The organism is Qipengyuania sp. NPDC077410, assembly GCF_044543405.1.
Classification (GTDB): Bacteria; Pseudomonadota; Alphaproteobacteria; order Sphingomonadales; family Sphingomonadaceae; genus Qipengyuania; species Qipengyuania pacifica.
In genome coordinates, this window is the sequence record NZ_JBITWB010000001.1 from 1,238,691 (window position 1) to 1,260,111 (window position 21,421).

Annotated in this window: 18 protein-coding genes; 14 read left to right on the top strand and 4 right to left on the bottom strand. The window is 61.4% G+C overall.

Annotated elements, in window-relative coordinates:
* Positions 1-7 precede the first annotated feature (7 nt).
* From rpoC to ACIGGE_RS06130, 4 genes are all read left to right on the top strand, one after another.
* Positions 8-4,333 carry a DNA-directed RNA polymerase subunit beta' gene (gene rpoC, locus ACIGGE_RS06115; protein WP_103023020.1) on the top strand — a complete coding sequence of 1,442 codons (4,326 nt, stop codon included), beginning with the start codon at positions 8-10 and terminating at the stop codon, positions 4,331-4,333.
* 139 nt (positions 4,334-4,472) lie between these two features.
* On the top strand, positions 4,473-6,878 hold the full coding sequence (locus ACIGGE_RS06120; protein ID WP_397489698.1) for a putative bifunctional diguanylate cyclase/phosphodiesterase: 2,406 nt from the start codon (positions 4,473-4,475) through the stop codon (positions 6,876-6,878).
* 40 nt (positions 6,879-6,918) lie between these two features.
* The gene (gene gltX / locus ACIGGE_RS06125; protein WP_397489699.1) at positions 6,919-8,268 is read left to right on the top strand and encodes a glutamate--tRNA ligase; all 1,350 of its coding nucleotides are present in this window, start codon (positions 6,919-6,921) and stop codon (positions 8,266-8,268) included.
* A 465-nt stretch (positions 8,269-8,733) separates the two neighbouring features.
* The gene (locus ACIGGE_RS06130; protein WP_301641810.1) at positions 8,734-9,030 is read left to right on the top strand and encodes a hypothetical protein; all 297 of its coding nucleotides are present in this window, start codon (positions 8,734-8,736) and stop codon (positions 9,028-9,030) included.
* A gap of 43 nt (positions 9,031-9,073) precedes the next feature.
* On the opposite strand, the gene pyk is transcribed toward ACIGGE_RS06130, so the two are convergent.
* The gene (gene pyk / locus ACIGGE_RS06135; RefSeq protein ID WP_103023024.1) at positions 9,074-10,549 is read right to left on the bottom strand and encodes a pyruvate kinase; all 1,476 of its coding nucleotides are present in this window, start codon (positions 10,547-10,549) and stop codon (positions 9,074-9,076) included.
* A 49-nt stretch (positions 10,550-10,598) separates the two neighbouring features.
* Here pyk and ACIGGE_RS06140 point away from each other — a divergent pair, with 49 nt between their 5' ends.
* The 4 genes from ACIGGE_RS06140 (at position 10,599) to ACIGGE_RS06155 (ending at position 12,578) form a co-directional block, all read left to right on the top strand.
* Positions 10,599-10,913 carry a DUF1244 domain-containing protein gene (locus tag ACIGGE_RS06140; protein ID WP_103023094.1) on the top strand — a complete coding sequence of 105 codons (315 nt, stop codon included), beginning with the start codon at positions 10,599-10,601 and terminating at the stop codon, positions 10,911-10,913.
* A 78-nt stretch (positions 10,914-10,991) separates the two neighbouring features.
* On the top strand, positions 10,992-11,228 hold the full coding sequence (locus tag ACIGGE_RS06145) for a DUF2312 domain-containing protein (protein WP_050601763.1): 237 nt from the start codon (positions 10,992-10,994) through the stop codon (positions 11,226-11,228).
* A gap of 71 nt (positions 11,229-11,299) precedes the next feature.
* Positions 11,300-12,175: an SDR family oxidoreductase gene (locus ACIGGE_RS06150; protein WP_397489700.1), complete on the top strand. Its 876-nt coding sequence runs from the start codon at positions 11,300-11,302 to the stop codon at positions 12,173-12,175.
* Positions 12,176-12,230: 55 nt separating this feature from the next.
* The gene (locus ACIGGE_RS06155) at positions 12,231-12,578 is read left to right on the top strand and encodes a heavy metal-binding domain-containing protein (protein ID WP_199797726.1); all 348 of its coding nucleotides are present in this window, start codon (positions 12,231-12,233) and stop codon (positions 12,576-12,578) included.
* Here ACIGGE_RS06155 and ACIGGE_RS06160 read toward each other — a convergent pair.
* A complete protein-coding gene (locus ACIGGE_RS06160; protein WP_397489701.1) occupies positions 12,575-13,333 on the bottom strand; it encodes a type II CAAX prenyl endopeptidase Rce1 family protein in 759 nt (252 codons plus the stop codon). The two genes, ACIGGE_RS06155 and ACIGGE_RS06160, sit on opposite strands and share 4 nt — an antisense overlap.
* Positions 13,334-13,402: 69 nt before the next feature.
* Here ACIGGE_RS06160 and ACIGGE_RS06165 point away from each other — a divergent pair, with 69 nt between their 5' ends.
* From ACIGGE_RS06165 to ACIGGE_RS06180, 4 genes are all read left to right on the top strand, one after another.
* On the top strand, positions 13,403-14,146 hold the full coding sequence (locus ACIGGE_RS06165) for a YebC/PmpR family DNA-binding transcriptional regulator (RefSeq protein ID WP_397489702.1): 744 nt from the start codon (positions 13,403-13,405) through the stop codon (positions 14,144-14,146).
* Between the two features lie 7 nt (positions 14,147-14,153).
* Positions 14,154-14,627 (top strand): crossover junction endodeoxyribonuclease RuvC, encoded by a 474-nt coding sequence (gene ruvC / locus ACIGGE_RS06170; protein ID WP_397489703.1) that lies wholly within the window; start codon positions 14,154-14,156, stop codon positions 14,625-14,627.
* Positions 14,624-14,971 carry an arsenate reductase gene (locus tag ACIGGE_RS06175; protein WP_397489704.1) on the top strand — a complete coding sequence of 116 codons (348 nt, stop codon included), beginning with the start codon at positions 14,624-14,626 and terminating at the stop codon, positions 14,969-14,971. Before ruvC ends, ACIGGE_RS06175 begins: the two co-directional genes overlap by 4 nt.
* Before the next feature lie 114 nt (positions 14,972-15,085).
* Complete coding sequence (locus ACIGGE_RS06180) at positions 15,086-16,144, top strand: glycerophosphodiester phosphodiesterase family protein (protein WP_397489705.1); 1,059 nt, start codon at positions 15,086-15,088, stop codon at positions 16,142-16,144.
* A gap of 36 nt (positions 16,145-16,180) precedes the next feature.
* On the opposite strand, the gene ubiG is transcribed toward ACIGGE_RS06180, so the two are convergent.
* On the bottom strand, positions 16,181-16,939 hold the full coding sequence (gene ubiG / locus ACIGGE_RS06185; RefSeq protein ID WP_397489706.1) for a bifunctional 2-polyprenyl-6-hydroxyphenol methylase/3-demethylubiquinol 3-O-methyltransferase UbiG: 759 nt from the start codon (positions 16,937-16,939) through the stop codon (positions 16,181-16,183).
* A 53-nt stretch (positions 16,940-16,992) separates the two neighbouring features.
* On the opposite strand from ubiG, the gene ACIGGE_RS06190 reads away from it, so the two are divergent.
* Positions 16,993-18,276 (top strand): aspartate kinase, encoded by a 1,284-nt coding sequence (locus ACIGGE_RS06190; protein WP_103023031.1) that lies wholly within the window; start codon positions 16,993-16,995, stop codon positions 18,274-18,276.
* A gap of 103 nt (positions 18,277-18,379) precedes the next feature.
* Entirely contained in the window at positions 18,380-19,540 is a 1,161-nt protein-coding gene (gene purT, locus ACIGGE_RS06195; protein WP_397489707.1) for a formate-dependent phosphoribosylglycinamide formyltransferase, read from the top strand.
* On the opposite strand, the gene ACIGGE_RS06200 is transcribed toward purT, so the two are convergent.
* Positions 19,541-21,352 carry an SLC13 family permease gene (locus ACIGGE_RS06200; RefSeq protein WP_221597087.1) on the bottom strand — a complete coding sequence of 604 codons (1,812 nt, stop codon included), beginning with the start codon at positions 21,350-21,352 and terminating at the stop codon, positions 19,541-19,543. It abuts the gene before it with no gap.
* Between the last annotated feature and the right edge of the window lie 69 nt (positions 21,353-21,421).

Below are 21,421 nucleotides of genomic sequence, written 5' to 3' on the forward strand. Positions count from 1 at the left end.
TTAAGTCATGAACGAACTGACCAAATTCACCAACCAGCTCGCGAAGCCCGAAACCTTCGACGAGATCCAGATCGGCATCGCCAGCCCGGAGCGCATTCGCTCGTGGTCCTTCGGCGAAATCAAGAAGCCGGAAACGATCAACTACCGCACGTTCAAGCCTGAACGTGACGGCCTGTTCTGCGCGCGCATCTTCGGTCCGGTAAAAGACTACGAATGTCTGTGCGGCAAGTACAAGCGCATGAAGTACAAGGGCGTCGTCTGCGAAAAGTGCGGCGTCGAAGTTACCGTAACCAAGGTCCGTCGCGAGCGCATGGGCCACATCGAACTGGCCGCGCCCGTTGCGCATATCTGGTTCCTGAAGTCGTTGCCCTCGCGCATTGGCCTGCTGCTGGACATGCAGCTTAAGCAGCTCGAGCGTGTGCTGTACTTTGAAAGCTACATCGTCACCGAACCCGGCCTGACGCCGCTGGAAAAATTCCAGCTGCTGACTGAAGACGAGCTGCTCGAAGCGCAGGACGAGTATGGCGAAGACAGCTTCAGCGCCGGCATCGGTGCCGAAGCGGTCAAGTTCATGCTGATGGATCTCGATCTCGACCGTGAGAAAGAGGACCTTCTGGAAGAGCTGGCGACGACCAAATCGAAGCTGAAGCCAGCCAAGATCATCAAGCGCCTGAAGGTTGTCGAAAGCTTCATCGAATCGGGCAACCGCCCCGAATGGATGATCCTCGAAGTCGTGCCGGTCATCCCGCCCGAACTGCGCCCGCTGGTGCCGCTCGATGGGGGCCGTTTTGCGACGTCGGATCTCAACGACCTCTATCGCCGCGTGATCAACCGCAACAACCGCCTCAAGCGGCTGATGGAACTGCGCGCACCGGACATTATCGTCCGCAACGAAAAGCGCATGCTGCAGGAAGCGGTCGACGCTCTGTTCGACAACGGCCGCCGCGGCCGCGTCATCACCGGCGCCAACAAACGTCCGCTGAAGTCGCTCTCCGACATGCTGAAGGGCAAGCAGGGCCGCTTCCGTCAGAACCTGCTTGGTAAGCGCGTCGACTATTCGGGCCGTTCGGTCATTGTGACCGGTCCGGAACTCAAGCTGCATCAGTGCGGCCTGCCGAAGAAGATGGCGCTCGAACTGTTCAAGCCGTTCATCTACGCGCGCCTCGACGCCAAGGGTCTCTCCATGACCCTGAAGCAGGCGAAGAAGTGGGTCGAGAAGGAACGCAAGGAAGTCTGGGACATCCTGGATGAAGTCATCCGCGAACACCCGGTCCTTCTGAACCGCGCGCCGACGCTCCACCGCCTCGGCATCCAGGCGTTCGAGCCCGTCCTGATCGAGGGCAAGGCGATTCAGCTTCACCCGCTGGTCTGCGCCGCCTTCAACGCCGACTTCGACGGCGACCAGATGGCCGTCCACGTTCCGCTGAGCCTCGAGGCGCAGCTCGAAGCGCGCGTGCTGATGATGTCGACCAACAACATCCTCTCGCCCGCCAACGGCAAGCCGATCATCGTGCCTTCGCAGGACATGGTTCTTGGCCTTTATTACCTGTCGATGGAACGCCAGGAAAAGACGCCCGAATTCGCCGAGGATTCAGACGGCAACCAAGTCGAGAAGCTGCAGATGTTCTCGGACATGGCAGAGGTTCATCAGGCGCTGGAAACAAAGCAGGTCTCGCTTCACACCAAGATCCTCGCCCGTGTTCCGCAGGCTGACGAAGATGGCAATATCGCCATGAAGCGGTTCGAAACCACTGCCGGCCGCATGCTGATCGGCGAATGTCTGCCGAAGAACCACAAGGTTCCGTTCGACATCGTGAACCGCCTGCTGACTAAAAAGGACATCGCCGACGTAATTGACGAAGTCTATCGTCACACCGGCCAGAAGGACACTGTGCTGTTTGCCGACGCGATCATGTCGCTCGGTTTCCGCCACGCGTTCAAGGCCGGCATTTCCTTCGGCAAGGATGACATGATCATCCCCGAAGAAAAGGAAGGCATGGTCGAAACGACCAAGGCGTTGGTTGCCGATTACGAGCAGCAGTACCAGGACGGCCTGATCACCCAGCAGGAAAAGTACAACAAGGTGATCGATGCGTGGAGCCAGTGCGGCGACCGCGTGGCCGATGCGATGATGGAAAAGATCAAGGCTCGACCGATCGGCGACGATGGTGTTCAGGCCGAAATCAACTCGATCTACATGATGGCGCACTCCGGTGCGCGTGGTTCGCCCGCTCAGATGAAGCAGCTGGCCGGCATGCGCGGCCTGATGGCCAAGCCGAGTGGCGAAATCATCGAGAACCCGATTATCTCGAACTTCAAGGAAGGCCTGAACGTCCTTGAATACTTCAACTCGACCCACGGCGCCCGTAAGGGCCTCGCGGACACCGCGTTGAAGACGGCTAACTCGGGTTACCTGACCCGCCGCCTCGTCGACGTGTCGCAGGACTGCGTCATCATCGAGGAAGACTGCAAGACCGAGAATGCGCTGGAAATGCGCGCTATCGTGCAGGGCGGCTCTGTCATTGCCTCGCTTGGCGAACGTATTCTGGGCCGGACCACGGCCGAGGACATCGTCAACGCGGCAACCGATGAAGTTATCGTCAAGGCCGGTACGCTGATCGACGAGCCGATGGTGAAGGAAATCGAAGCTGCCGAAGTACAGGTGGCCAAGATCCGTTCGCCGCTGGTCTGTGAGGCAAGTCAGGGTGTTTGCGCCACCTGCTACGGTCGCGACCTTGCTCGCGGTACGCCGGTCAACATCGGTGAAGCTGTCGGTGTGATCGCCGCGCAGTCGATCGGTGAACCCGGCACGCAGCTGACCATGCGTACCTTCCACATCGGCGGTGCTGCACAGCTTAACGAAACGAGCCATCTCGAAGCGATCTCGGACGGTAAGGTCGTGTATCGCGACATGCCGACGATCGTCGACAAGAAGGGTCGGATTCTTTCGCTCGCCCGCAACGGCGAACTGGCTGTGATCGACGCCGAAGGCCGTGAACGCGAAATCCACAAGGTGCCATACGGTACCGTGCTGATGCACAAGGATGGCGGCAAGGTGAAGGAAGGCGATCGCCTGGCCGAATGGGATCCGTTCAGCTTGCCGATCATCACCGAACAGTCGGGTGTCGTGAAGTATCAGGACCTTGTCGATGGTACGACGATGGAAGAACGCGTCGACGATGCTACCGGCATTGCTCAGCGCGTCGTCACCGAAATGCGTACCGCTGGTCGCAAGAAGGACGATCTGCGTCCCCGTCTGACGTTGTTCAACGATGCCGGCGACGAGAGCGAAGCCGCGCGTTACATGCTGGCGCCCGGTACCGTTCTGTCGGTCGAAGACAATCAGCAGGTTTCGGAGGGTGACATCTTGGCCCGTGCTTCGCGTGAAGCTGCCAAAACCCGCGACATCACCGGCGGTCTGCCGCGTGTCGCCGAACTGTTTGAAGCGCGTCTGCCGAAGGACAATTCGGTCATCGCCAAGATTTCGGGCAAGATTGAATTCGTTCGCGAATACAAGGCGAAGCGCAAGATTGCGATCGTCCCCGAGGAAGGTGATGCAGTTGAGTACCTGATCCCCAAGACCAAGGTGATCGACGTGCAGGAAGGCGACTTCGTGAAGAAGGGTGATACCCTGATTTCCGGCTCGCCCAACCCGCACGATATTCTCGAAGTCATGGGCGTCGAGGCACTAGCCGAATATCTCGTCAACGAAATCCAGGAAGTCTACCGACTGCAGGGTGTGAAGATCAACGACAAGCACATCGAGGTGATCGTTCGCCAGATGCTGCAGAAGGTCGAGATCACAGACGGTGGCGACACCGTTCTGCTTCCCGGCGAGCAGGTCGATCTGGAAGAACTGAACGAAACCAATGCGAAGCTCGGCAGGAACAAGGAACCTGCCAAGGGTACCCCGATCCTGCTCGGCATCACCAAGGCCTCGCTCCAGACGCGTTCGTTCATCTCTGCGGCTTCGTTCCAGGAAACCACGCGCGTGCTGACGCAGGCCGCGGTCGAAGGGAAGAAGGACACTCTGGTAGGTCTGAAGGAAAACGTGATCGTTGGCCGCCTCATTCCGGCAGGCACCGGTGCGGGCATGAACCGCATGCGCATCACCGCGTCGAGCCGTGATGCTGCTCTGCGGGCCCAGTGGAAGAAGGCTCAGGATGCGATCATCGCTGCCAATACCGCGGCGGAAGAGCACGAAGCCGAACTTGCGCAGGGACCCGAGGCGGCAATCGGCGACGATCCGCTGGCGACCATGGAAGGGGAAACCCACGGCACCGACGCCGATGCAGGCGATTACCTGAACGAGGATGCGAAAGACGGCGAATAAGTTCGTCTTACGGCAACCGCACAGAAAGGGCCCCGCTGGAGCGATCCGGCGGGGTCTTTTCGTTGTACTCGGCGGAAAGCACGCCCGCGCTTGTTTGCTTGACGGCAGGTTTGAGTAGTTGCACCTTAACTATCGGTACATGGGGGAAAGTGACCGCAATGCGGGGAATTTCGTGGCAGTAGAAGGGCCCGATACCGAAGCGTATGGAACCGGCGGAAGTCCGGACGGGCACGCTGCGGTCGGACAACTTCTGCTGACCCGCAGAATGAGAGATTTCACGACCGGGGCGACGTTGTCCCTGCTTCCAGCGCTCGGGTCGATTGTGGCGCTTGTTTACACCTTCCGCGATCAGGCTGATCTTGCGGTCCTGATAGGTTGGGCAACTGTGCAGTTTGTGCTGATCGCGGTCTATGTGGTCTTCGACAGCATTCTCGACCGTGACAGTCCCTCCCTAGGGGAGTTGCGCAGACACTGGCGCCGTTTCGTTCTATTGCAATGGCTTGGCTCCTTGGCCTGGGCCGGAATTTTTCCGTATTTGGCGCCGGTCGCGCATGGTCTGGACGCAGTCGTGCTCGCAGTTGTGGCAATCGCCGTGCTTTGCGGCGTTTTGCTGGTTCACAGAACGGCGCCGAGTGCTGCGATCTTCCACGTAGTCGTGATGGCAATTTCAATCACCGCTGCCATCTGGACCGGCACTGGTATAGCGGGTTTGCCTGCCCTGATCCTGCTCGCCCTTTTCGTCATCGCGCTGCTCGGCTCGACGCGCGAGCAGGAGCGGCAGATTGTCGAGTGGCTCGAAGCCGAGATGAACCGCCGTGAAGCGACCGATACGGTTCGCTTGTTGCTCAACGATTACGAAGAGCATTCGTCCGACTGGCTCTGGACGGTCGACGAAGCCGGCAATCTTCGTAACGTGGCCGAGCGGTTCGCAATGGCAGCCGAGAAGCCTGCCGAAACGCTCGAAGGAAAGCCGCTGATCGACATGTTCATGGCGGATGCGAACCGCGCCATTTTTGCACGGCATCTCACTGAACGCAGCCGCTTCCGCGATCTGGTGCTCAAATTGCGGATCAATGGGGAGATGCGCTACTGGAAGCTCTCCGCAAGGCCGCGCGACGATGGCCAAATCAGCGGCGTTGCACGGGATGTGACGAGCGATCGGATGATCGAGGAGCGCGTCGCCTTCATGGCGCATTACGACAATTTGACCGGGCTCGCCAATCGATACCTTTTCAACGAACGCCTGCGTGGTGCCCTGGATCAGAACGAGAGGGTGCGCAACATTGCCCTTTTCTACCTCGATCTGGACGACTTCAAGGCAGTCAACGACACGCGCGGACATCTCATGGGCGACAGGTTGCTCCGCGAGGTCGGTAAACGGCTTGAACAGGAAGTCCGCGGCCAGGATTTGGTCGCGAGGCTGGGGGGCGACGAATTTGCCATCCTCGTCGAAACGCGTTCCGGGGCCGGCATGCTTATCGAAAGGGCGCACAGTTTCCTTGCCGCTATCCGAGATCCATTCGAAATAGATGGTCAGATATATCGCGTCTCAGGCAGCGTCGGCATCGCCAGAAGCAGTGACGGAAGCTGCGATGCCGAGGAATTGATGCGCCGTGCGGATCTTGCCCTCTTTGCTGCTAAGAACAAAGGGCGCGACACTCTCGCACTCTACGATCAGTCCATCGATCTTGCGGCCCGAGAGCGCCGCGAAATTGAAATCGATTTGCGCGAAGCGGTGGCCCGAGGACAGCTCAACCTCCATTATCAGCCGGTGATCGACCTGCAATCGGGTTCGGTTGTCGGATATGAAGCGCTCCTGCGCTGGTACCATCCCAAGCGCGGAATTATCGGCCCGGCGGATTTTCTCGAAGTTGCGGAAGAAACGGGCTTGATCGTTCCGATTGGCGAGTGGTCGATCCGGCAGGCCTTTGCTGAAACGGCAAAGTGGGAAGGCCATTTCCGTATTGCGATCAATCTCTCGCCTACACAGGTGCGCAGCCCGCATCTGGTGAAGGTTATTGCCCAATCTTTGCATGCACATGGCATTGCGCCCGAACGGGTGGAGTTCGAAATCACCGAGCATGTCCTGATGCAGGAAAGCTCCATCAGCATGGGCAATCTCCAGAAGCTTCGGGAATTGGGCACCCGCATCGCGCTGGACGATTTCGGCATCGGCTATTCTTCTCTGAGTTACCTGCGCCGTTTTCCCTTTGACCGGATCAAGATCGACAAGGACTTCGTCGACGGAGTGGAGAGTTCTGCCGACAACCAGGCGATCGTTTCGAGCATCACCAAGCTTGCCGAAGCGTTGGGTATGGCGACCACGGCGGAGGGCGTCGAAACGCGCGACCAGCTCGATCTCCTGCGCAGGCTCGGCTGTCAGGAAGCGCAGGGCTATCTAATCTGCGAACCGGTGCCTGGGGAGAACTTCGCCACGGCCGATGCCGTCGATGCCGCCATGCGTGGTGGGGCGGTCAGTGGGATACTGGCCTACCGCCGCACGCGCGAGGCAAGCGTGAAGCAAAGCCCACGACGCGCCAGCTGACCTCTCGCCAAGCCAGCCGCCCTCCGCTATCGGCGCGGATATGACCACTGTCACGCGTTTCGCCCCATCGCCTACTGGACGACTCCATGTCGGCAATATCCGTACCGCCCTGCATAACTGGATGCTGGCGAGAAAGACTGGCGGCAAATTCATACTGCGGATCGACGATACCGATGCCGAGCGCAGCCGCGAGGAGTATGTCGACGCAATCCGGGCGGATCTGGCGTGGCTCGGAATGCTCCCGGATGACGAAGCGCGTCAGTCAGAGCGTCTGGAGAAATACGAAGAGGCCTTTGCCTTGTTGCAATCAGCCGGCCGCATTTATCCCTGCTACGAAACGCAGCAGGAACTGGAGCTGAAGCGCAAGATCCGGCTCGGACGTGGCCTGCCGCCGATATATGATCGCGGGGCCCTTGAACTGAGCGAGGAAGACCGTGCGGCCAAGGAGGCGCAGGGTATCGTGCCGCACTGGCGATTCGTGCTCGATCATGACGAGCAGATCGCCTGGAACGATGGGGTGCGAGGGCCACAGAAATTCGATGCCGCGCAGTTGTCCGATCCGGTCGTGCGGCGGGCAGACGGAAGCTGGCTTTACATGCTGCCGAGTGCGGTGGACGATCTCGATATGGGTATTACCCACGTCCTGCGCGGAGAGGACCACGTAAGCAATACCGCGGTGCAAATTCAGATGTTTACCGCACTAATTGCTGCACGAGACGAAACGCAGCAAATTCCCAGCTTTGCGCATGAGGCTTTGCTGGTGGGGGCCGAAGGCAAATTATCCAAACGGGTCGGATCGCTCGGCTGCGATGCCTTTCGCGAACGTGGTATCGAGCCGGAAGCGATCATCGCGCTACTGGCGCGCCTCGGCACATCGCTTCCCGTCGAGCCTATCGCCGAAATCGAGGCGCTTCTCGAAACCTTCGATCTTTCGACATTCGGACGGGCACCGGCAAAGTTCGACGATGCGGAGCTTGACCGTATCAACACTGCGCTTGTCCATCAGATGGAGTTTTCCCAGGTCGCCGACAGACTCCCGCAGGGTATGGACGAGGCTGGCTGGCATGCCATCAGGCCGAACCTCGCGCATGTAAACGAGGCGGGGCAGTGGTGGGCCCTGGTCACCGGCCCAATTGACCAGCCGGATTTTACGCAGGATGATCGCGCCTATCTCGCCGAAGCAGCGAGCACGCTCGTATGGAGCGACGATCCGTGGCGTTCGCTTACCGGCGCGCTGAAGGATACGACCGGTCGCAAGGGCAAACCGCTGTTCCTTCCGTTGCGCCAAGCATTGACGGGTATGGATCACGGGCCGGACATGGGAGAACTGTTGCCGCTGATCGGCGAGGAGGAAGCCCGGGCGCGATTGACCAAGGCCGCGACCAGCTAGATTTCCGCCGACTTGCGGCAAGGCGCGGCGGCCCTTACCTTGGGGCACCATGCTCGATGTGCTGAACAGATCCCGGGCGCGCCCGCTGGTTGCGCTGTTACTGGCGGTTCTTTTCGCGCATGCGATTCCTTCCCAGCCCATCTCGCTCGATCGCGGACGTGGTCCGGTATTCAGTGCGGCAACGGCGGAAGTCACGCTTCCTCCGAGGGAGGACAATTCCGGCATCGTCTGCACGGTAGCGCAGCCATGTCCGGACAAAACAGCTCCATTCACGAGTATACTGACACCTAAGGCGAGCCTGCATGCGGGCCTGCAACAAAAGCCCTGGCCGGCGCATGGGCCCCGCGCACCTCCGTTAAAGCCGCCGCCACGTTCTCTGGCATCCCCACGGGAACCACCCCGCCTGATCTGAGCCGCCGCGTCCCCCGTGGGACGCCTATTCTGTTCAGACAGGACATATTTACAATGACAACCGATATCGACGGCGGTGCCGTCACCGACCGCTTCGACCAGATCGAGGCGACCTTACTGCGTTATCCGGACATCGACAGTACGGAACTGGCCGATCTAAAACGCTGGTTCGACAAAGAGGCTTCGGCGCTCGAAGTCGCCAGCCTGGCCAGCAAGGAACGCTTGCGGCAGCAGTATAGCGATTTTCGATCCGCCCATATCGACAGGCTTGGATTGGTCGAAATGGTTCTGACCGTCTTGGCAGGAATCCTGCTGCTCGGCGGAATTACAATCGTCGCGATCGGCGCCTGATAATCCGCAGACGGGCGGTGCTTTTAAAGAAAGTGTCCGCCCGTCAATCCGGTTGCACGTCGTGCTTGTCCAGTTCGTCACCGCTGATCGTCACGACATGCAGAAGGTTTGTCGAACCGGGGGTGCCGAACGGGACGCCGGCCAGTGCAATCAGCTTGCTGCCCGCTTCCCCGAAGCCATGACGCAGCGCCATGCGCTTGCCCTTGGCGATCATCTCTTCGAAACTGCCAATGTCCTTGGTCGCAACGGCGTGGGCACCCCATAGCAAACCCAGGCGGCGCGCCGTCTTCATACTCGGTGTCAGCACGAGCATGGGCACACTGGGGCGTTCGCGCGCAACCCTGCGGGCGGTAGATCCCGAACCTGTGAAGACCGTTATCGCGCTAACTGCTACCGTATCGGCCACGGTCATGCAGGCATGCGCCAGTGCGTCGGCAGTTGTCCTGTCCGGTGGCGTGTCCAGAAACCGTACCCGCGCGAGATAGGCTTCATCGCCCTCTACCTGGCGTGCGATCTTGTGCATGATGGTGACCGCTTCTTCGGGCCAGTCGCCCGCAGCGGTTTCTGCGGAAAGCATGACGGCGTCGGCGCCGTCGTATACTGCATTGGCCACGTCGGAGACTTCTGCCCGGGTCGGGGCAGGGCTTTCGATCATGCTTTCCAGCATCTGTGTCGCCACGATCACCGGTTTACCCTTGAGGCGGGTGGCGTTCACGATCCGCTTCTGGAGAGGCGGGACTTCCTGCGGTTCGAGTTCGACCCCCAGATCGCCGCGAGCAACCATGATGCCGTCGCTCATGTCGATGATTTCGTCGAGCCGGCGAACGGCCATGGGCTTTTCGATCTTGGCGCACAGCGCGCCGTAACCACCCATCAGCTTACGGGCTTCGGCAAGGTCTTCCGGGCGCTGTACGAAGCTTAGGCCGATCCAGTCGACGCCCTGACTGACTGCAAAGGCAAGATCCTTGCGGTCCTTGTCGGTAAGGGCCGGGATCGGCACTTCGGCATCGGGTACATTGACGCCCTTGCGGTCCGAAATGACTCCTCCGACTTCTGCAGAACAGAGAATTTCATTCTCGTCGGCCCGGATCACTTTCAGGCGGATCTTGCCATCATTGATCAGCAGGCGCTGGCCTTTCTCAAGCAGGCCGAACAGTTCGGGATGCGGCAGTTCGACGCGCGTCTCGTCGCCGGGCTCAGGATTGCGATCGAGCTTGAAATGCCCGGAATGGCGGATGACCGCCTGTCCGTCCTTGAACTTGCCTACGCGTAGCTTTGGACCCTGAAGGTCAGCGAGGATCGCGATCGGGCGCATGAACTGCTTTTCCATCGCGCGGATGGCTTCGATCGTCTTTGCATGATCGGCATGTTCGCCATGGCTCATGTTGACGCGAAACGCATCGACCCCGGCCTTGAACAGCCTGGCGAGCATTTCTGGCGAGCGGCTGGCAGGACCAACGGTGGCGAGAATCTTGACCTTGCGGCCGCGAGGATCGAGCTTGGGGGCGGAATTGGCCATGGGAATGGCCTATGGCACTGCTATGCGACAAAGCAAGGACGATAGAGACATGACTACGAATGCGCCCGATGCCCTCGATCAACTCGACGATGCCGTAGCGGCAGAGGCATTTCGGCGGCTGGTGCGCCATCTTCGGCACCGTCACGATGCGCAGAATATCGAACTGATGGGCCTCGCCGGATTCTGCCGTAACTGTCTTGCCGACTGGATCCGCGATGCCGGGTTCGAAGGCGACAAACTGGCGGCGCGGGAGCTGATCCATGGAATGCCCATGGATGAATGGAAATCGACCCGTCAGGCCCCGGCGACCGAAGAACAGCTTGCCCGAATGGAGGCCAGTATTGCGAAAAATCGCGTGGAGTAGCGAGTCGCCGCCTTCACCACCGCCGACAGGCTGGCTATCGAGCCGCCAACCGATTCTCAAATTCTGGAGTTTTACAAGATGGCAGAAGCCACCGACGACCGCCTGCGCCTTCTGATCGAGCGCATCGAACGGCTTGAAGAAGAGAAGAAGGGCATCGCCGACGACATTCGCGACGTTTACGCGGAATCCAAGGCGGTCGGTTACGATACGAAGATCATGCGCCAGATCATTCGTCTGCGGAAGATGAAGCCGGACGAGCGCAGCGAGCAGGAAACCATTCTCGATACCTACAAGGCCGCGCTTGGCATGGGCTGACGCTTTGCTGCGGCGGGCTGTCGGAACACGGCGCCGTTTCAAGCTGTTGGTCGGGTGAAAGGAATTCACCCATGGCCAACACCCAGCCCGTCGATACTGCCTTCATCGAAGAAACACCTGAAGAACCGCGGATGCCGGGATCGGAAACCGATCTCGATCGCAAACCTCAATGGCAGCCGCGCTATCCCGGATCGGGAAGATTGAAAGGCAAGGTCGCCATCGTAACCGGTGGCGATAGCGGCATAGGGCGAGCAACCGCGGTGCTGTTCGCCCGAGAAGGGGCGAAGGTCGCCATCGCCTATCTCCAAGAACACGACGACGCCCATATCACGCGGGATGCATGCGAAAAGGAAGGCGCCGAAGTGCTCCTTTCCGCCGGCGACGTCGGCAATCCGGAACATTGCAAGGGACTGGTTCGGGCCGTCATCGAGAAATGGGGCCAACTGGACATTCTCGTCAACAATGCCGGCGAACAGCATCCCGACGACGACATAACCGATATCACGACCGAACAGCTACAGCGCACCTTTCAGACCAACATCTTTTCGATGTTCTACATGACGCAGGCCGCGCGCCCGCATCTGAAGAACGGGGCGGCGATCGTGAATTGTACCAGCGTAACGATGTATCAGGGTTCTGGCGGACTGCTGGATTACAGCGCCACGAAGGGGGCGATCACGGCGTTTACCCGGTCGTTGTCTGAAAATCTGGTCGGCGAGGGTATTCGCGTTAATGCAGTTGCACCGGGTCCGATCTGGACGCCGCTTAATCCGATGGGTGGGCAGCCGCCTGAAAATATGGACAGTTTCGGCGAAGACACGCCAATGGGCCGACCGGGCGAACCGAACGAAGTGGCGCCCGCCTTCCTGTTTCTTGCCTGTCGGGACAGCTCTTACATGTCAGGACAGGTTCTTCATCCCAACGGGGGCATTGTCGTCAACGGTTGATCCGTGTGTCAGCCGTCCTATGTTGGCAACACAGCAAGGAACAGGAGATGCGGATATGGCAGGCCCTTGGAAAGATGCTCGCGGCATCATCGTTACAACGACGCCGACTATCGAGGGCAAGCCCATCCAGGACTATCTCGGCATCGTCACCGGTGAAGTGATCGTCGGTGCCAATCTCTTCCGCGACCTGTTCGCCAATATTCGGGATATCGTGGGCGGCCGTTCCGGGAGTTACGAACGCATCCTGCGCGACGCACGAGAGCAGGCCATTCAGGAACTTCAGGCCGAATGCGGCGCTTTGGGCGGCAATGCCGTGGTCGGTATCGATCTCGATTACGAGGTAATCGGCGATACCGGTTCCATGCTGATGGTCAGTGCTAGCGGGACGGCCGTCAAGATCTAGGCCGCGCTTCCCGCCAGCAGCACCAGCGAAATGAACGCCCCGTTGTGAAGCATGTGCAGAAGGATGCTCGACCACAGCCCGTATCTGACCCGCAAATAGCCTAACATCGTGCCCGTTGCGAATTGCGGAAGCACCAGCGGCAAGGCCATGGCCATCTGATCGGGCTCGAAGTTGAACAGGTGGACGCTGGCGAAACCCAGCGTGCTTAACCAGAAAAACTGCGGGAAAAAGCGTTTGAACCAGCGCATGGCATCGCGTCGGCGCAGCAGGAAAACGAATGCGAGGGCCACAATAAGTCCCACGATCACGGCCCCAGCCATTCCGGCCCATGGGTTAGCGAAGGTCCCCCCGCCGACGGTTGTGAAGATGCCGGCCGCCAGCAAACCGGCAGGAACGGCCAGAAGAATTCCAAGAACGTGGCCCGGGCGCCCCGATAACCACCCGCGGAATAGCGTCTCTTCTACCAGAGGAGCGATCACTATTACCGCGAAGATAATGGCCGGGCCGATTTCCATGCCCGCAAGCGCCGTTTCTGGCACGTCGATACCGGCCGACATCACCGCTCCGGCGATTCCCAGAAGCACGCTCATTACGATCAGATCGAGGACGAACAGCCGAAGTACGGCGATAAGGCTCCTGATTTTTGGCAAGGGGGCGCGGGCGGGCAATGTCGGGCGCTTCAGAAAGCGGGCGAACTGAACCCATTCGCTGCGCATCGAAATCGCAGGCGCAAGACTTGTCGTTCCGGCGTTCATGCGGCTAAGGCGACCCCCGAGAATCTCTGACGAGAAACGTCCCAACCAATCGAGCTACGAAGCGAAACCATGGCCGGTCATTCCAAATTCAAAAACATCATGCATCGCAAGGGCGCGCAGGACAAGAAGCGCAGCGCGATGTTTTCCAAGCTGTCCCGCGAAATCACCGTCGCGGCGAAGATGGGCATGCCCGATCCGGACATGAACCCCCGTCTGCGCCTGGCGGTCAACGCGGCGAAGGCGCAGTCCATGCCCAAGGACAACATCCAGCGCGCGATCGACAAGGCGAGTGCGCAGGACGGCGAGAACTACGAAGAAGTGCGTTACGAAGGTTATGGCCCGGGCGGCAGCGCGATCATCGTCGAAGCACTTACGGATAACCGCAACCGCACCGCGACCAACATCCGCACCGCCTTTTCCAAGAATGGTGGCAATCTCGGCACCGAAGGCAGCGTTGCCCACGGGTTCGAGCGCCTTGGCCTGATTTTCTACCCGGCCGAAGCAGGCAGCGAAGACAAGATCCTCGAAGCGGCGATGGAAGCCGGGGCGGAAGATATCGCGAGTTCGGATGACGGCCACGAAATCTGGACCGCAGCCGAAGATCTCCATCAGGTTGCCACCGATCTCGAGAAGTCGCTCGGGGAAGCGGAAACCGTCAAGCTGGCGTGGAAGCCGAACCTTACCGTCGACATGGACGAGAAGAATGCGTCTACCCTGCTCAAGCTGATCGATGCCCTCGACGACGATGACGATGTGCAGACCGTGTGGGGCAATTACGATATCTCCGATGAAGTGATGGAAAAGCTGGATTAAACCAGCCGTGCTCATCCTCGGTCTCGATCCCTCGCTCAGTTGCACGGGGTGGGGCGTGATCCGGTCCGAGGGCGCGCGTATCACGCATGTCGCCAACGGGCAGGTGCCAACCGATCCTAAAGCCAGCATGGCGCAGCGGCTGGGGCTGTTGCAGGCATCGCTCGCGGAAGTGATTGCCGTGCACCAGCCCGGCCGGGCGGCTGCGGAAGAGATCTACGTCAACAAAAATGCACAAACGACGCTTAAGCTGGCGCAGGCGCGGGGGGCTGTGCTGGCGACGTGCGGAACGGCGGGGCTGGCGGTCAACGAGCATGCTGCGCGCTTGGTGAAGAAGGCGGTGGTCGGCACCGGCGCGGCGGAGAAGGCGCAGGTGCAGGCGATGGTCAAGGTCTTGTTACCAGGCGTAAAAATCGCGGGAGCGGACGCGGCCGATGCGCTGGCGGTGGCCATTGCGGACGCCCATTTGACGAGGACGTTATGACGATCGAATTTTACGGCATCCCCAATTGCGATACGGTCAAGAAGGCCCGCAAATGGCTCGATACCCAAGAAATTCCTTATGTTTTTCATGACTATAAGAAAGAGGGCGCCGATCCGGAAAAGCTGCGGGAATGGATCGGGGCCAAGGGCGTGGATGCCATCCTGAACCGCCGGGGGACGACCTGGCGCAAGCTGGCGGACGCGGAGAAGGCCGATATCGACGAGACGAAAGCGGTAGGTTTGCTCGAGGCCAATCCCAGCATGATCAAGCGGCCCGTGGTCGAATATCCCGGCGGCCTGCTGGTCGGGTTCGACGAAACCGAATGGGCCGCCGCCCTCAAGTAACGACCGGCCGGGCACCATACGGTTGGCGATATGCATGTTAATCGAGCGTTTGATTTGCGCCGAACATCCCTGCCGAACAGTACGAAACGGCCACGAACAGGAGCTTTGTCGACCATGATCCGTGCGATTTTCGCCCATTGGCCTGCGCTTCGATCGATCGCGCTCCTTGCCGTGCTGTTCACGGCGCTGCCGCTGCAGGCTTCCGACTTCATCGTGATCGCGCATCGCGGTGCCAGCGGCGAACGGCCGGAGCATACGCTGGCCGCTTATGAGCGCGCGATCGATCAGGGGGCGGATTATATCGAACCCGATCTGGTGGTGACCAAGGACATGGTGCTGGTCGCGCGCCATGAAAACGAATTGTCGGACACGACCGATGTCGCCGCCCATGAAGAATTTGCCGACCGCAAGCGATCCAAGACCATCGACGGGCGATTGGTAAGCGGCTGGTTCGCCGAAGATTTCACCCTGGCCGAGCTGCGCACCCTGCGCGCGAAGGAACGCCTGCCGAGCCTGCGGACGAAGAATGCGCAGTTCGATAGTCTCTATGCCATTCCCACCTTTGCCGAGATCCTGCAGCTGGTGGAGGCCAAGGAAGCCGAGACGGGCAGGCGCGTCGGCATCTATCCCGAACTCAAGCATCCCGATTTCCTGCTGCAGCAGGGTTTCGACACGGTGGACCTGCTGGTCACCGCCCTGCGCCAGGCCGATCTCGACGATGCGGAGGATGCGGTCTTCATCCAGAGCTTCGAGGTGGGCACGCTGCGCCGCCTCGATACCATGGTCGAGGTGCCACTGGTGCTGCTGGTGACGCCGGGCAGCGGTCCGGCGGACGAACCGGCCCTGTCCTATGAAGAAATGCTGACACCTGCCGGGCTGGCGGAAGTGGCCAAATATGCCGATGCCATCGGTGCCGACCTGCGGCTGGTATTCAATGCGGACGGGACCCCGACCGGGCTGGCAGAAAAGGTGCACGGGGCAGGCCTGAAGCTGCACGGCTGGACGCTGCGCAAGGAAAACGCCTTCCTGCCGCCAGCTTTGCGCCGCGGCAGTGCGGAGAATGCGGCAGGCGACGTGCCGGCGATGGTCGCACTGCTGAGGGCGGCCGGGCTCGACGGCGTTTTCACCGACGATCCCGGACTGGTGGTTCCGGCCATGAATGCAGGCCACTGATCGACGTCAGGCAGCCATCGCGGGACTTTGCCGAGCCTATCGGTACCGCGCCGTGACCAGATAGTTGAGCGAGAGATCGGCCGAAAGGTGGAGGCCCTTGTCGGGCCGGAAGGAAATGCCGCGCGGTTCGCCCATCTCCAGCCCGGCATCGTCCAGCAACGCGCCCAGTTCTTCCGGCGTGATGAAATCGTCCCAGTGATGCGTGCCTTTGGGGATCATGCCGAGCCCTTCTGCCGCACCGATCATCAGCAGCCGCGACTGCGGCGTGCGGTTCGGTGTGGACAGGACCATCAGCCCATCGGGCGCGAGCCTGCCCGCGAGCGCGGCGATGAAGGCGGGTTTGTCCGCGACATGTTCGATGACTTCCATCGCCGTGACCAGATCGAAGGTGCCGATGTCGAGAGAACCGACTTCGCCCGCGATGTAGCGGATATCGAGACCGGCACCATCGGCGTGGACGGCCGCCGCCGCGGTGTTTTCCGGCGCGGCATCGACGCCGGTTACATCTGCCCCGAGTCGCGCCATGGGTTCGCACAGGAGGCCCGCACCGCAACCGACATCGAGCGCGGTCTTGGCCGCGAGCGGATGACGCTGAGAAATATCGCCACCCCAATGCATATCCACGCATTCGCGCAGGAAGGCGAGCCGGACCGGGTTGAGACGGTGAAGCATGGCGGAAGACCCCTTCGGGTCCCACCAGTCCTTGGCCAGCCTGCCGAAATGGGCAGCTTCATCGGGGCGGATCGTTTGGCCGCCCGAAGTATTGCTTCGCGGTTGCGTGGTTGCATCACTCATGCGCTCTGGCTAGCAGCCGTAACCCAGCTATTCCAGCACGGAGACCTCCTCGCTTGGCCCGTATCGTGATGAAATTCGGCGGAACCTCCATGGCGGGGACCGAGCGCATCCGGCGCGTGGCCAATATCGTGCGCAAACAGCAGGCGCGCGGACATGAGGTCGCAGTGGTCGTTTCGGCCATGGCGGGCGAGACCGACCGGCTGGTGAATTTCTGCCGCGAGGCGAATGCGCTGTACGATCCGGCCGAATACGACGTGGTGGTCGCGAGCGGCGAGCAGGTGACCAGCGGCCTTCTGGCGCTGACGCTGCAATCGCTGGGCAGCAAGGCGCGAAGCTGGCTCGGCTGGCAATTGCCGATCCGCACGATCGAGGCCCACGCCAAGGCGCGCATCGACGAGATCGATGGCGATGCGCTGATCGCCAGCATGGAAGCGGGCGAAATCGCCGTTATCCCGGGATTCCAGGGCGTGGGCGACGATGGCCGCATCACCACGCTGGGACGCGGCGGTTCGGACACGTCGGCCGTGGCCGTGGCAGCGGCGATCAAGGCCGATCGCTGCGATATCTATACCGACGTCGACGGCGTCTATACGACCGACCCGCGCATCGTCGCCAAGGCGAGGAAGCAGAAGGCGGTCACTTACGAAGAAATGCTCGAGCTCGCGAGCGTGGGGGCCAAGGTGCTCCAGACGCGTTCGGTCGGGCTTGCCATGAAAGAGGGCGTGCGGGTGCAGGTCCTTTCCAGCTTCGTCGGCGAGGATGCCATCCCTGCCGACGACCTTCCGGGTACGATGATCGTGTCGGAAGAAGAAATGAACGAACTGGTGGAGAAGGGCGATATGGAACGCCAGCACGTGACCGGCATCGCGCATGACAAGAACGAGGCCAAGGTGATCCTTACCCGCGTGCCCGACAAGCCGGGGGCGGTGGCGCATATCTTCGAACCGCTGGCGGCGGCGTCCATCAACGTGGACATGATCATCCAGAACGTGGGCCGCGACAAGGGCGAGACCGACGTGACCTTCACCGTGCCGCAGACCGATCTGGCGCGCGCGCAGGCGCTGCTGGAAGACAAGCGCGAGGACATCGGCTTCAACCGCCTGATCACCGACAGCAAGATCGCCAAGATTTCCGTCGTCGGCGTAGGGATGAAGAGCCATGCAGGCGTCGCCAGCACCATGTTCCGCGCGCTGTCGGATCGCGGGATCAACATTCAGGCGATCTCCACCAGCGAAATCAAGATCAGCGTGATGATCGACGAGGACGAGACCGAACTGGCGGTCCGTGTCCTGCACACCGCCTATGGGCTGGACGCGGTGGACGAGGCCGTCGCATGATCCGGCGCGTCGCAACCGCGATTGCAAGCGTGCTGGTGGCGGTGGGTCTGGTCTATCTGGCCTATGAGGCTGGGGTCGTCATCGGTCTGGGAGCGACGCGCACATGAGCCATACCGCGAAAATCCTGCTGCTCGGTTCGGGCGAGCTGGGGCGCGAATTCGTCATTTCGGCCAAGAGGCTGGGTGCCTATGTGGTGGCCTGCGATGCCTATGACGATGCGCCGGCCATGCAACTGGCCGATGCGCGCGAGGTCTTCTCCATGCTCGACGGCGAAAAGCTGCGCGAAGCGGCGGAAAAGCACCGGCCCGACTATATCGTCCCCGAGATCGAGGCGATCCGCACATCCGTGCTGGCCGAACTGGAGGACGAGGGCTTTACCGTCGTCCCATCGGCCCGCGCGGCGCAATTGACGATGAACCGCGATGCGATCCGCGATCTTGCGGCGCATGAACTGGGCCTCGTCACGTCGAAATATCATTATGCCAAGAACCTCGAAGAGGTGAAGGCGGCGGCGCAGCACACCGGCTTTCCCTGCGTGATCAAGCCGGTCATGTCCTCGTCCGGCAAGGGCCAGTCGACCGTGCGCGACGAGGCCGGGCTGGAAGCGGCCTGGGATTACGCCCACGCCAACATGCGCGGCGACCGGCAGCGCGTGATCGTGGAGCAGTTCGTGGATTTCGATTACGAGATCACCCTGCTGACAGTCCGCCACAGGGACGGCGTGACCTTCTGCCCGCCCATCGGCCACCGGCAGGAGCGCGGCGATTACCAAGAAAGCTGGCAGCCGACGCCGATGTCGGATCAGGCCATCGCCAAGGCGCAGGAAATGGCGCGGACCGTGGTGGACGATCTGGGCGGTTATGGCCTGTTCGGGGTCGAGTTCTTCGTGAAGGGCGAAGAGGTCATCTTTTCCGAGCTGTCCCCCCGGCCGCACGATACCGGCATGGTCACGCTGGTGAGCCAGAACCTGACCGAATTCGACCTGCACGCCCGCTCCGTGCTGGGCCTGCCCGTTCCGGCCGATCTGCGCGCCCGCCCGGCGGCAAGCGCCGTGATCCTGGCCGAGCGCGATTCCAAGAGCCTGTCCTATGAAGGGCTGGCGGAAGCGATGGCGGATGGAGCGGACCTGCGGATTTTCGCCAAGCCCGACAGCCGCCCCTATCGGCGCATGGGCGTGGCCCTGGCGACGGCTGGCGATACCGACGAAGCCCGGCGCAAGGCGCGCGAGGCGGCACACAAGGTGCGGATCGTCTACGGCGACTGATCAGCCGAAGAAGGCGTCGATGGCGAAGCAGGTTGCGATGCCGACGACCACGTTCATTGGCAGGCCGATCTTCACGAAGTCCATGAACCGGTAGTTCGCCGCGCCGTAAACGAGCGTGTTGGTCTGATATCCGATGGGCGTTGCGAAGCTGGCGCTGGCGCCGAGCATGACCGCGACCACCAGTTCGCGCGCATCGGCGCCCGTTACCCCGGCAAGGCCGATGGCGATGGGTGTCAGGATGACCGCGACGGCATTGTTGGTCACGCTTTCGGTCAGCAGGCTGGTCAGCCCGTAGATCGCGATCAGCAGCAGCAGCGGCGACGCATTGGCGAACACCGGTTCGAGGGTCGCCACGATCAGTTCGACCGTACCGGCATTGTCCAGCCCGACGCCGAAGGCCAGCATGCCGAAGATGAGCACCAGCGTATTGCCGTCGATCGCCGACCAGGCTTCTTCCGGTTCGAGGCAGCGCGTCGCCAGCACAAGACCCGCACCGATCAGGGCCAGCGCCTGGATCGGCCAGGAAAAGATCGCCGCGAGCAGGACGACCGCGGCCAGCGTGCCGATGGCGATCGGGGCGCGGGCGCGGCGGAAGGCGCGGGTCGGCGCCTGTGTCACCGTGCCGAGCATGACGTTGTTCTGCAGTGCCTGCACGGCATCGGCCCCGGCCGCGATCAGCAGGCGATCGCCAGCCCTGACGCGCACCTCGGCAAGTTCCGGACCGGCGATATGACGCGGACGCGACAGGCCCAGCACGCGCACCTTTAGCTTGGCCAGCATGGGAATTTCCGCAAGCCGCCGCCCGATGATGGGGTGGGAGCTGGAAACGACCGCTTCGATCAGGGACAGGTCGGCGGGACGCCCGCTGCCCGCCGTATCGACGCCGCCGCCCACGCCGGTAAGGCCGGTGCGGAAATCGAAGGCTTCCGCCAGCGAAGCGAGTTCGGCGGGACTGGCCCCGACGACGAGTTGGTCGCCCACGCCGAGGATATGTTCGCCGATATCCTTGCGGATCACCTCGCCCCCGGCCTTGATGCCGATGATCTTCACACCGGGGCGGCGCACCAGCTTGGTCGATCCGAGTTCCTGGCCGATAAGCGGGCTGTTTTCGGAAACGACGAGGTGAGAGAGGTAGAAATCGCTTTCCGTATCATCGTCGAGCGCGCGCTGCGGGCGATCGGGCAGCAGCCGGGGCCCGGCAAGCACGAGATAGGCCGTGCCCGCCAGCGCCGCGACGAGGCCCACGCCGGTGATTTCGAACATGCCGAACGGAGCGAGCCCCTGTTCGCGTGCGACGCCATCGACGAGGAGATTGGTCGAGGTGCCGATCAGCGTGAGCGTGCCCCCCAGGATCGAGAGGTAGGATAGCGGGATCAGCAGGCGCGTGGCCGCGGTTCCGAGCGAGCGGGCGAGGCGTTTGACCACCGGGATCATCACCAGAACGACCGGCGTGTTGTTCATGAAGGCCGAGGCCGCAATGGTGCCGAAGCCGATCTCCGCCAGCGCCAGCCGGGGCTTGCGCCGGGTGCGGCGGATGATCCAGCCCGACACTTCTTCCAGCGTGCCCGTGCGCAGCAGCGCGCCCGACAGCACGAACATCGCCGCGATGGTGATGGGCGCAGGGTTCGAGAACACGCCGAGCAGTTCGTCGGTGGAAATGAACCCCAGCAACAGCATGATCAGCGCGCCGAGCGTGGCCACGACCACCGGCGGCAGGCGTTCCACCACGAAGCCGGCGAACAGGAGGAAAAGGAGTATCAGCCCGATGAGCGGGTGATAAGCGGCGACCGAATCAGGTAGAAGCGATGGCATTCAAATGTCGGCTACAGTAAAAGTACGGGATGCCTAGTTAAATCGAATGAGTGCATGTGCTTGCTAGGA

Excerpts from the sequence above, each read along its gene's own strand:
- rpoC (WP_103023020.1), top strand. The coding sequence starts at position 8 with ATGAACGAACTGACCAAATTCACCAACCAGCTCGCGAAGCCCGAAACC.
- ACIGGE_RS06120 (WP_397489698.1), top strand. The coding sequence starts at position 4,473 with ATGGGGGAAAGTGACCGCAATGCGGGGAATTTCGTGGCAGTAGAAGGG.
- gltX (WP_397489699.1), top strand. The coding sequence starts at position 6,919 with ATGACCACTGTCACGCGTTTCGCCCCATCGCCTACTGGACGACTCCAT.
- ACIGGE_RS06130 (WP_301641810.1), top strand. The coding sequence starts at position 8,734 with ATGACAACCGATATCGACGGCGGTGCCGTCACCGACCGCTTCGACCAG.
- pyk (WP_103023024.1), bottom strand. The coding sequence starts at position 10,549 with ATGGCCAATTCCGCCCCCAAGCTCGATCCTCGCGGCCGCAAGGTCAAG.
- ACIGGE_RS06140 (WP_103023094.1), top strand. The coding sequence starts at position 10,599 with ATGACTACGAATGCGCCCGATGCCCTCGATCAACTCGACGATGCCGTA.
- ACIGGE_RS06145 (WP_050601763.1), top strand. The coding sequence starts at position 10,992 with ATGGCAGAAGCCACCGACGACCGCCTGCGCCTTCTGATCGAGCGCATC.
- ACIGGE_RS06150 (WP_397489700.1), top strand. The coding sequence starts at position 11,300 with ATGGCCAACACCCAGCCCGTCGATACTGCCTTCATCGAAGAAACACCT.
- ACIGGE_RS06155 (WP_199797726.1), top strand. The coding sequence starts at position 12,231 with ATGGCAGGCCCTTGGAAAGATGCTCGCGGCATCATCGTTACAACGACG.
- ACIGGE_RS06160 (WP_397489701.1), bottom strand. The coding sequence starts at position 13,333 with ATGAACGCCGGAACGACAAGTCTTGCGCCTGCGATTTCGATGCGCAGC.
- ACIGGE_RS06165 (WP_397489702.1), top strand. The coding sequence starts at position 13,403 with ATGGCCGGTCATTCCAAATTCAAAAACATCATGCATCGCAAGGGCGCG.
- ACIGGE_RS06175 (WP_397489704.1), top strand. The coding sequence starts at position 14,624 with ATGACGATCGAATTTTACGGCATCCCCAATTGCGATACGGTCAAGAAG.
- ACIGGE_RS06180 (WP_397489705.1), top strand. The coding sequence starts at position 15,086 with ATGATCCGTGCGATTTTCGCCCATTGGCCTGCGCTTCGATCGATCGCG.
- ubiG (WP_397489706.1), bottom strand. The coding sequence starts at position 16,939 with ATGAGTGATGCAACCACGCAACCGCGAAGCAATACTTCGGGCGGCCAA.
- purT (WP_397489707.1), top strand. The coding sequence starts at position 18,380 with ATGAGCCATACCGCGAAAATCCTGCTGCTCGGTTCGGGCGAGCTGGGG.
- ACIGGE_RS06200 (WP_221597087.1), bottom strand. The coding sequence starts at position 21,352 with ATGCCATCGCTTCTACCTGATTCGGTCGCCGCTTATCACCCGCTCATC.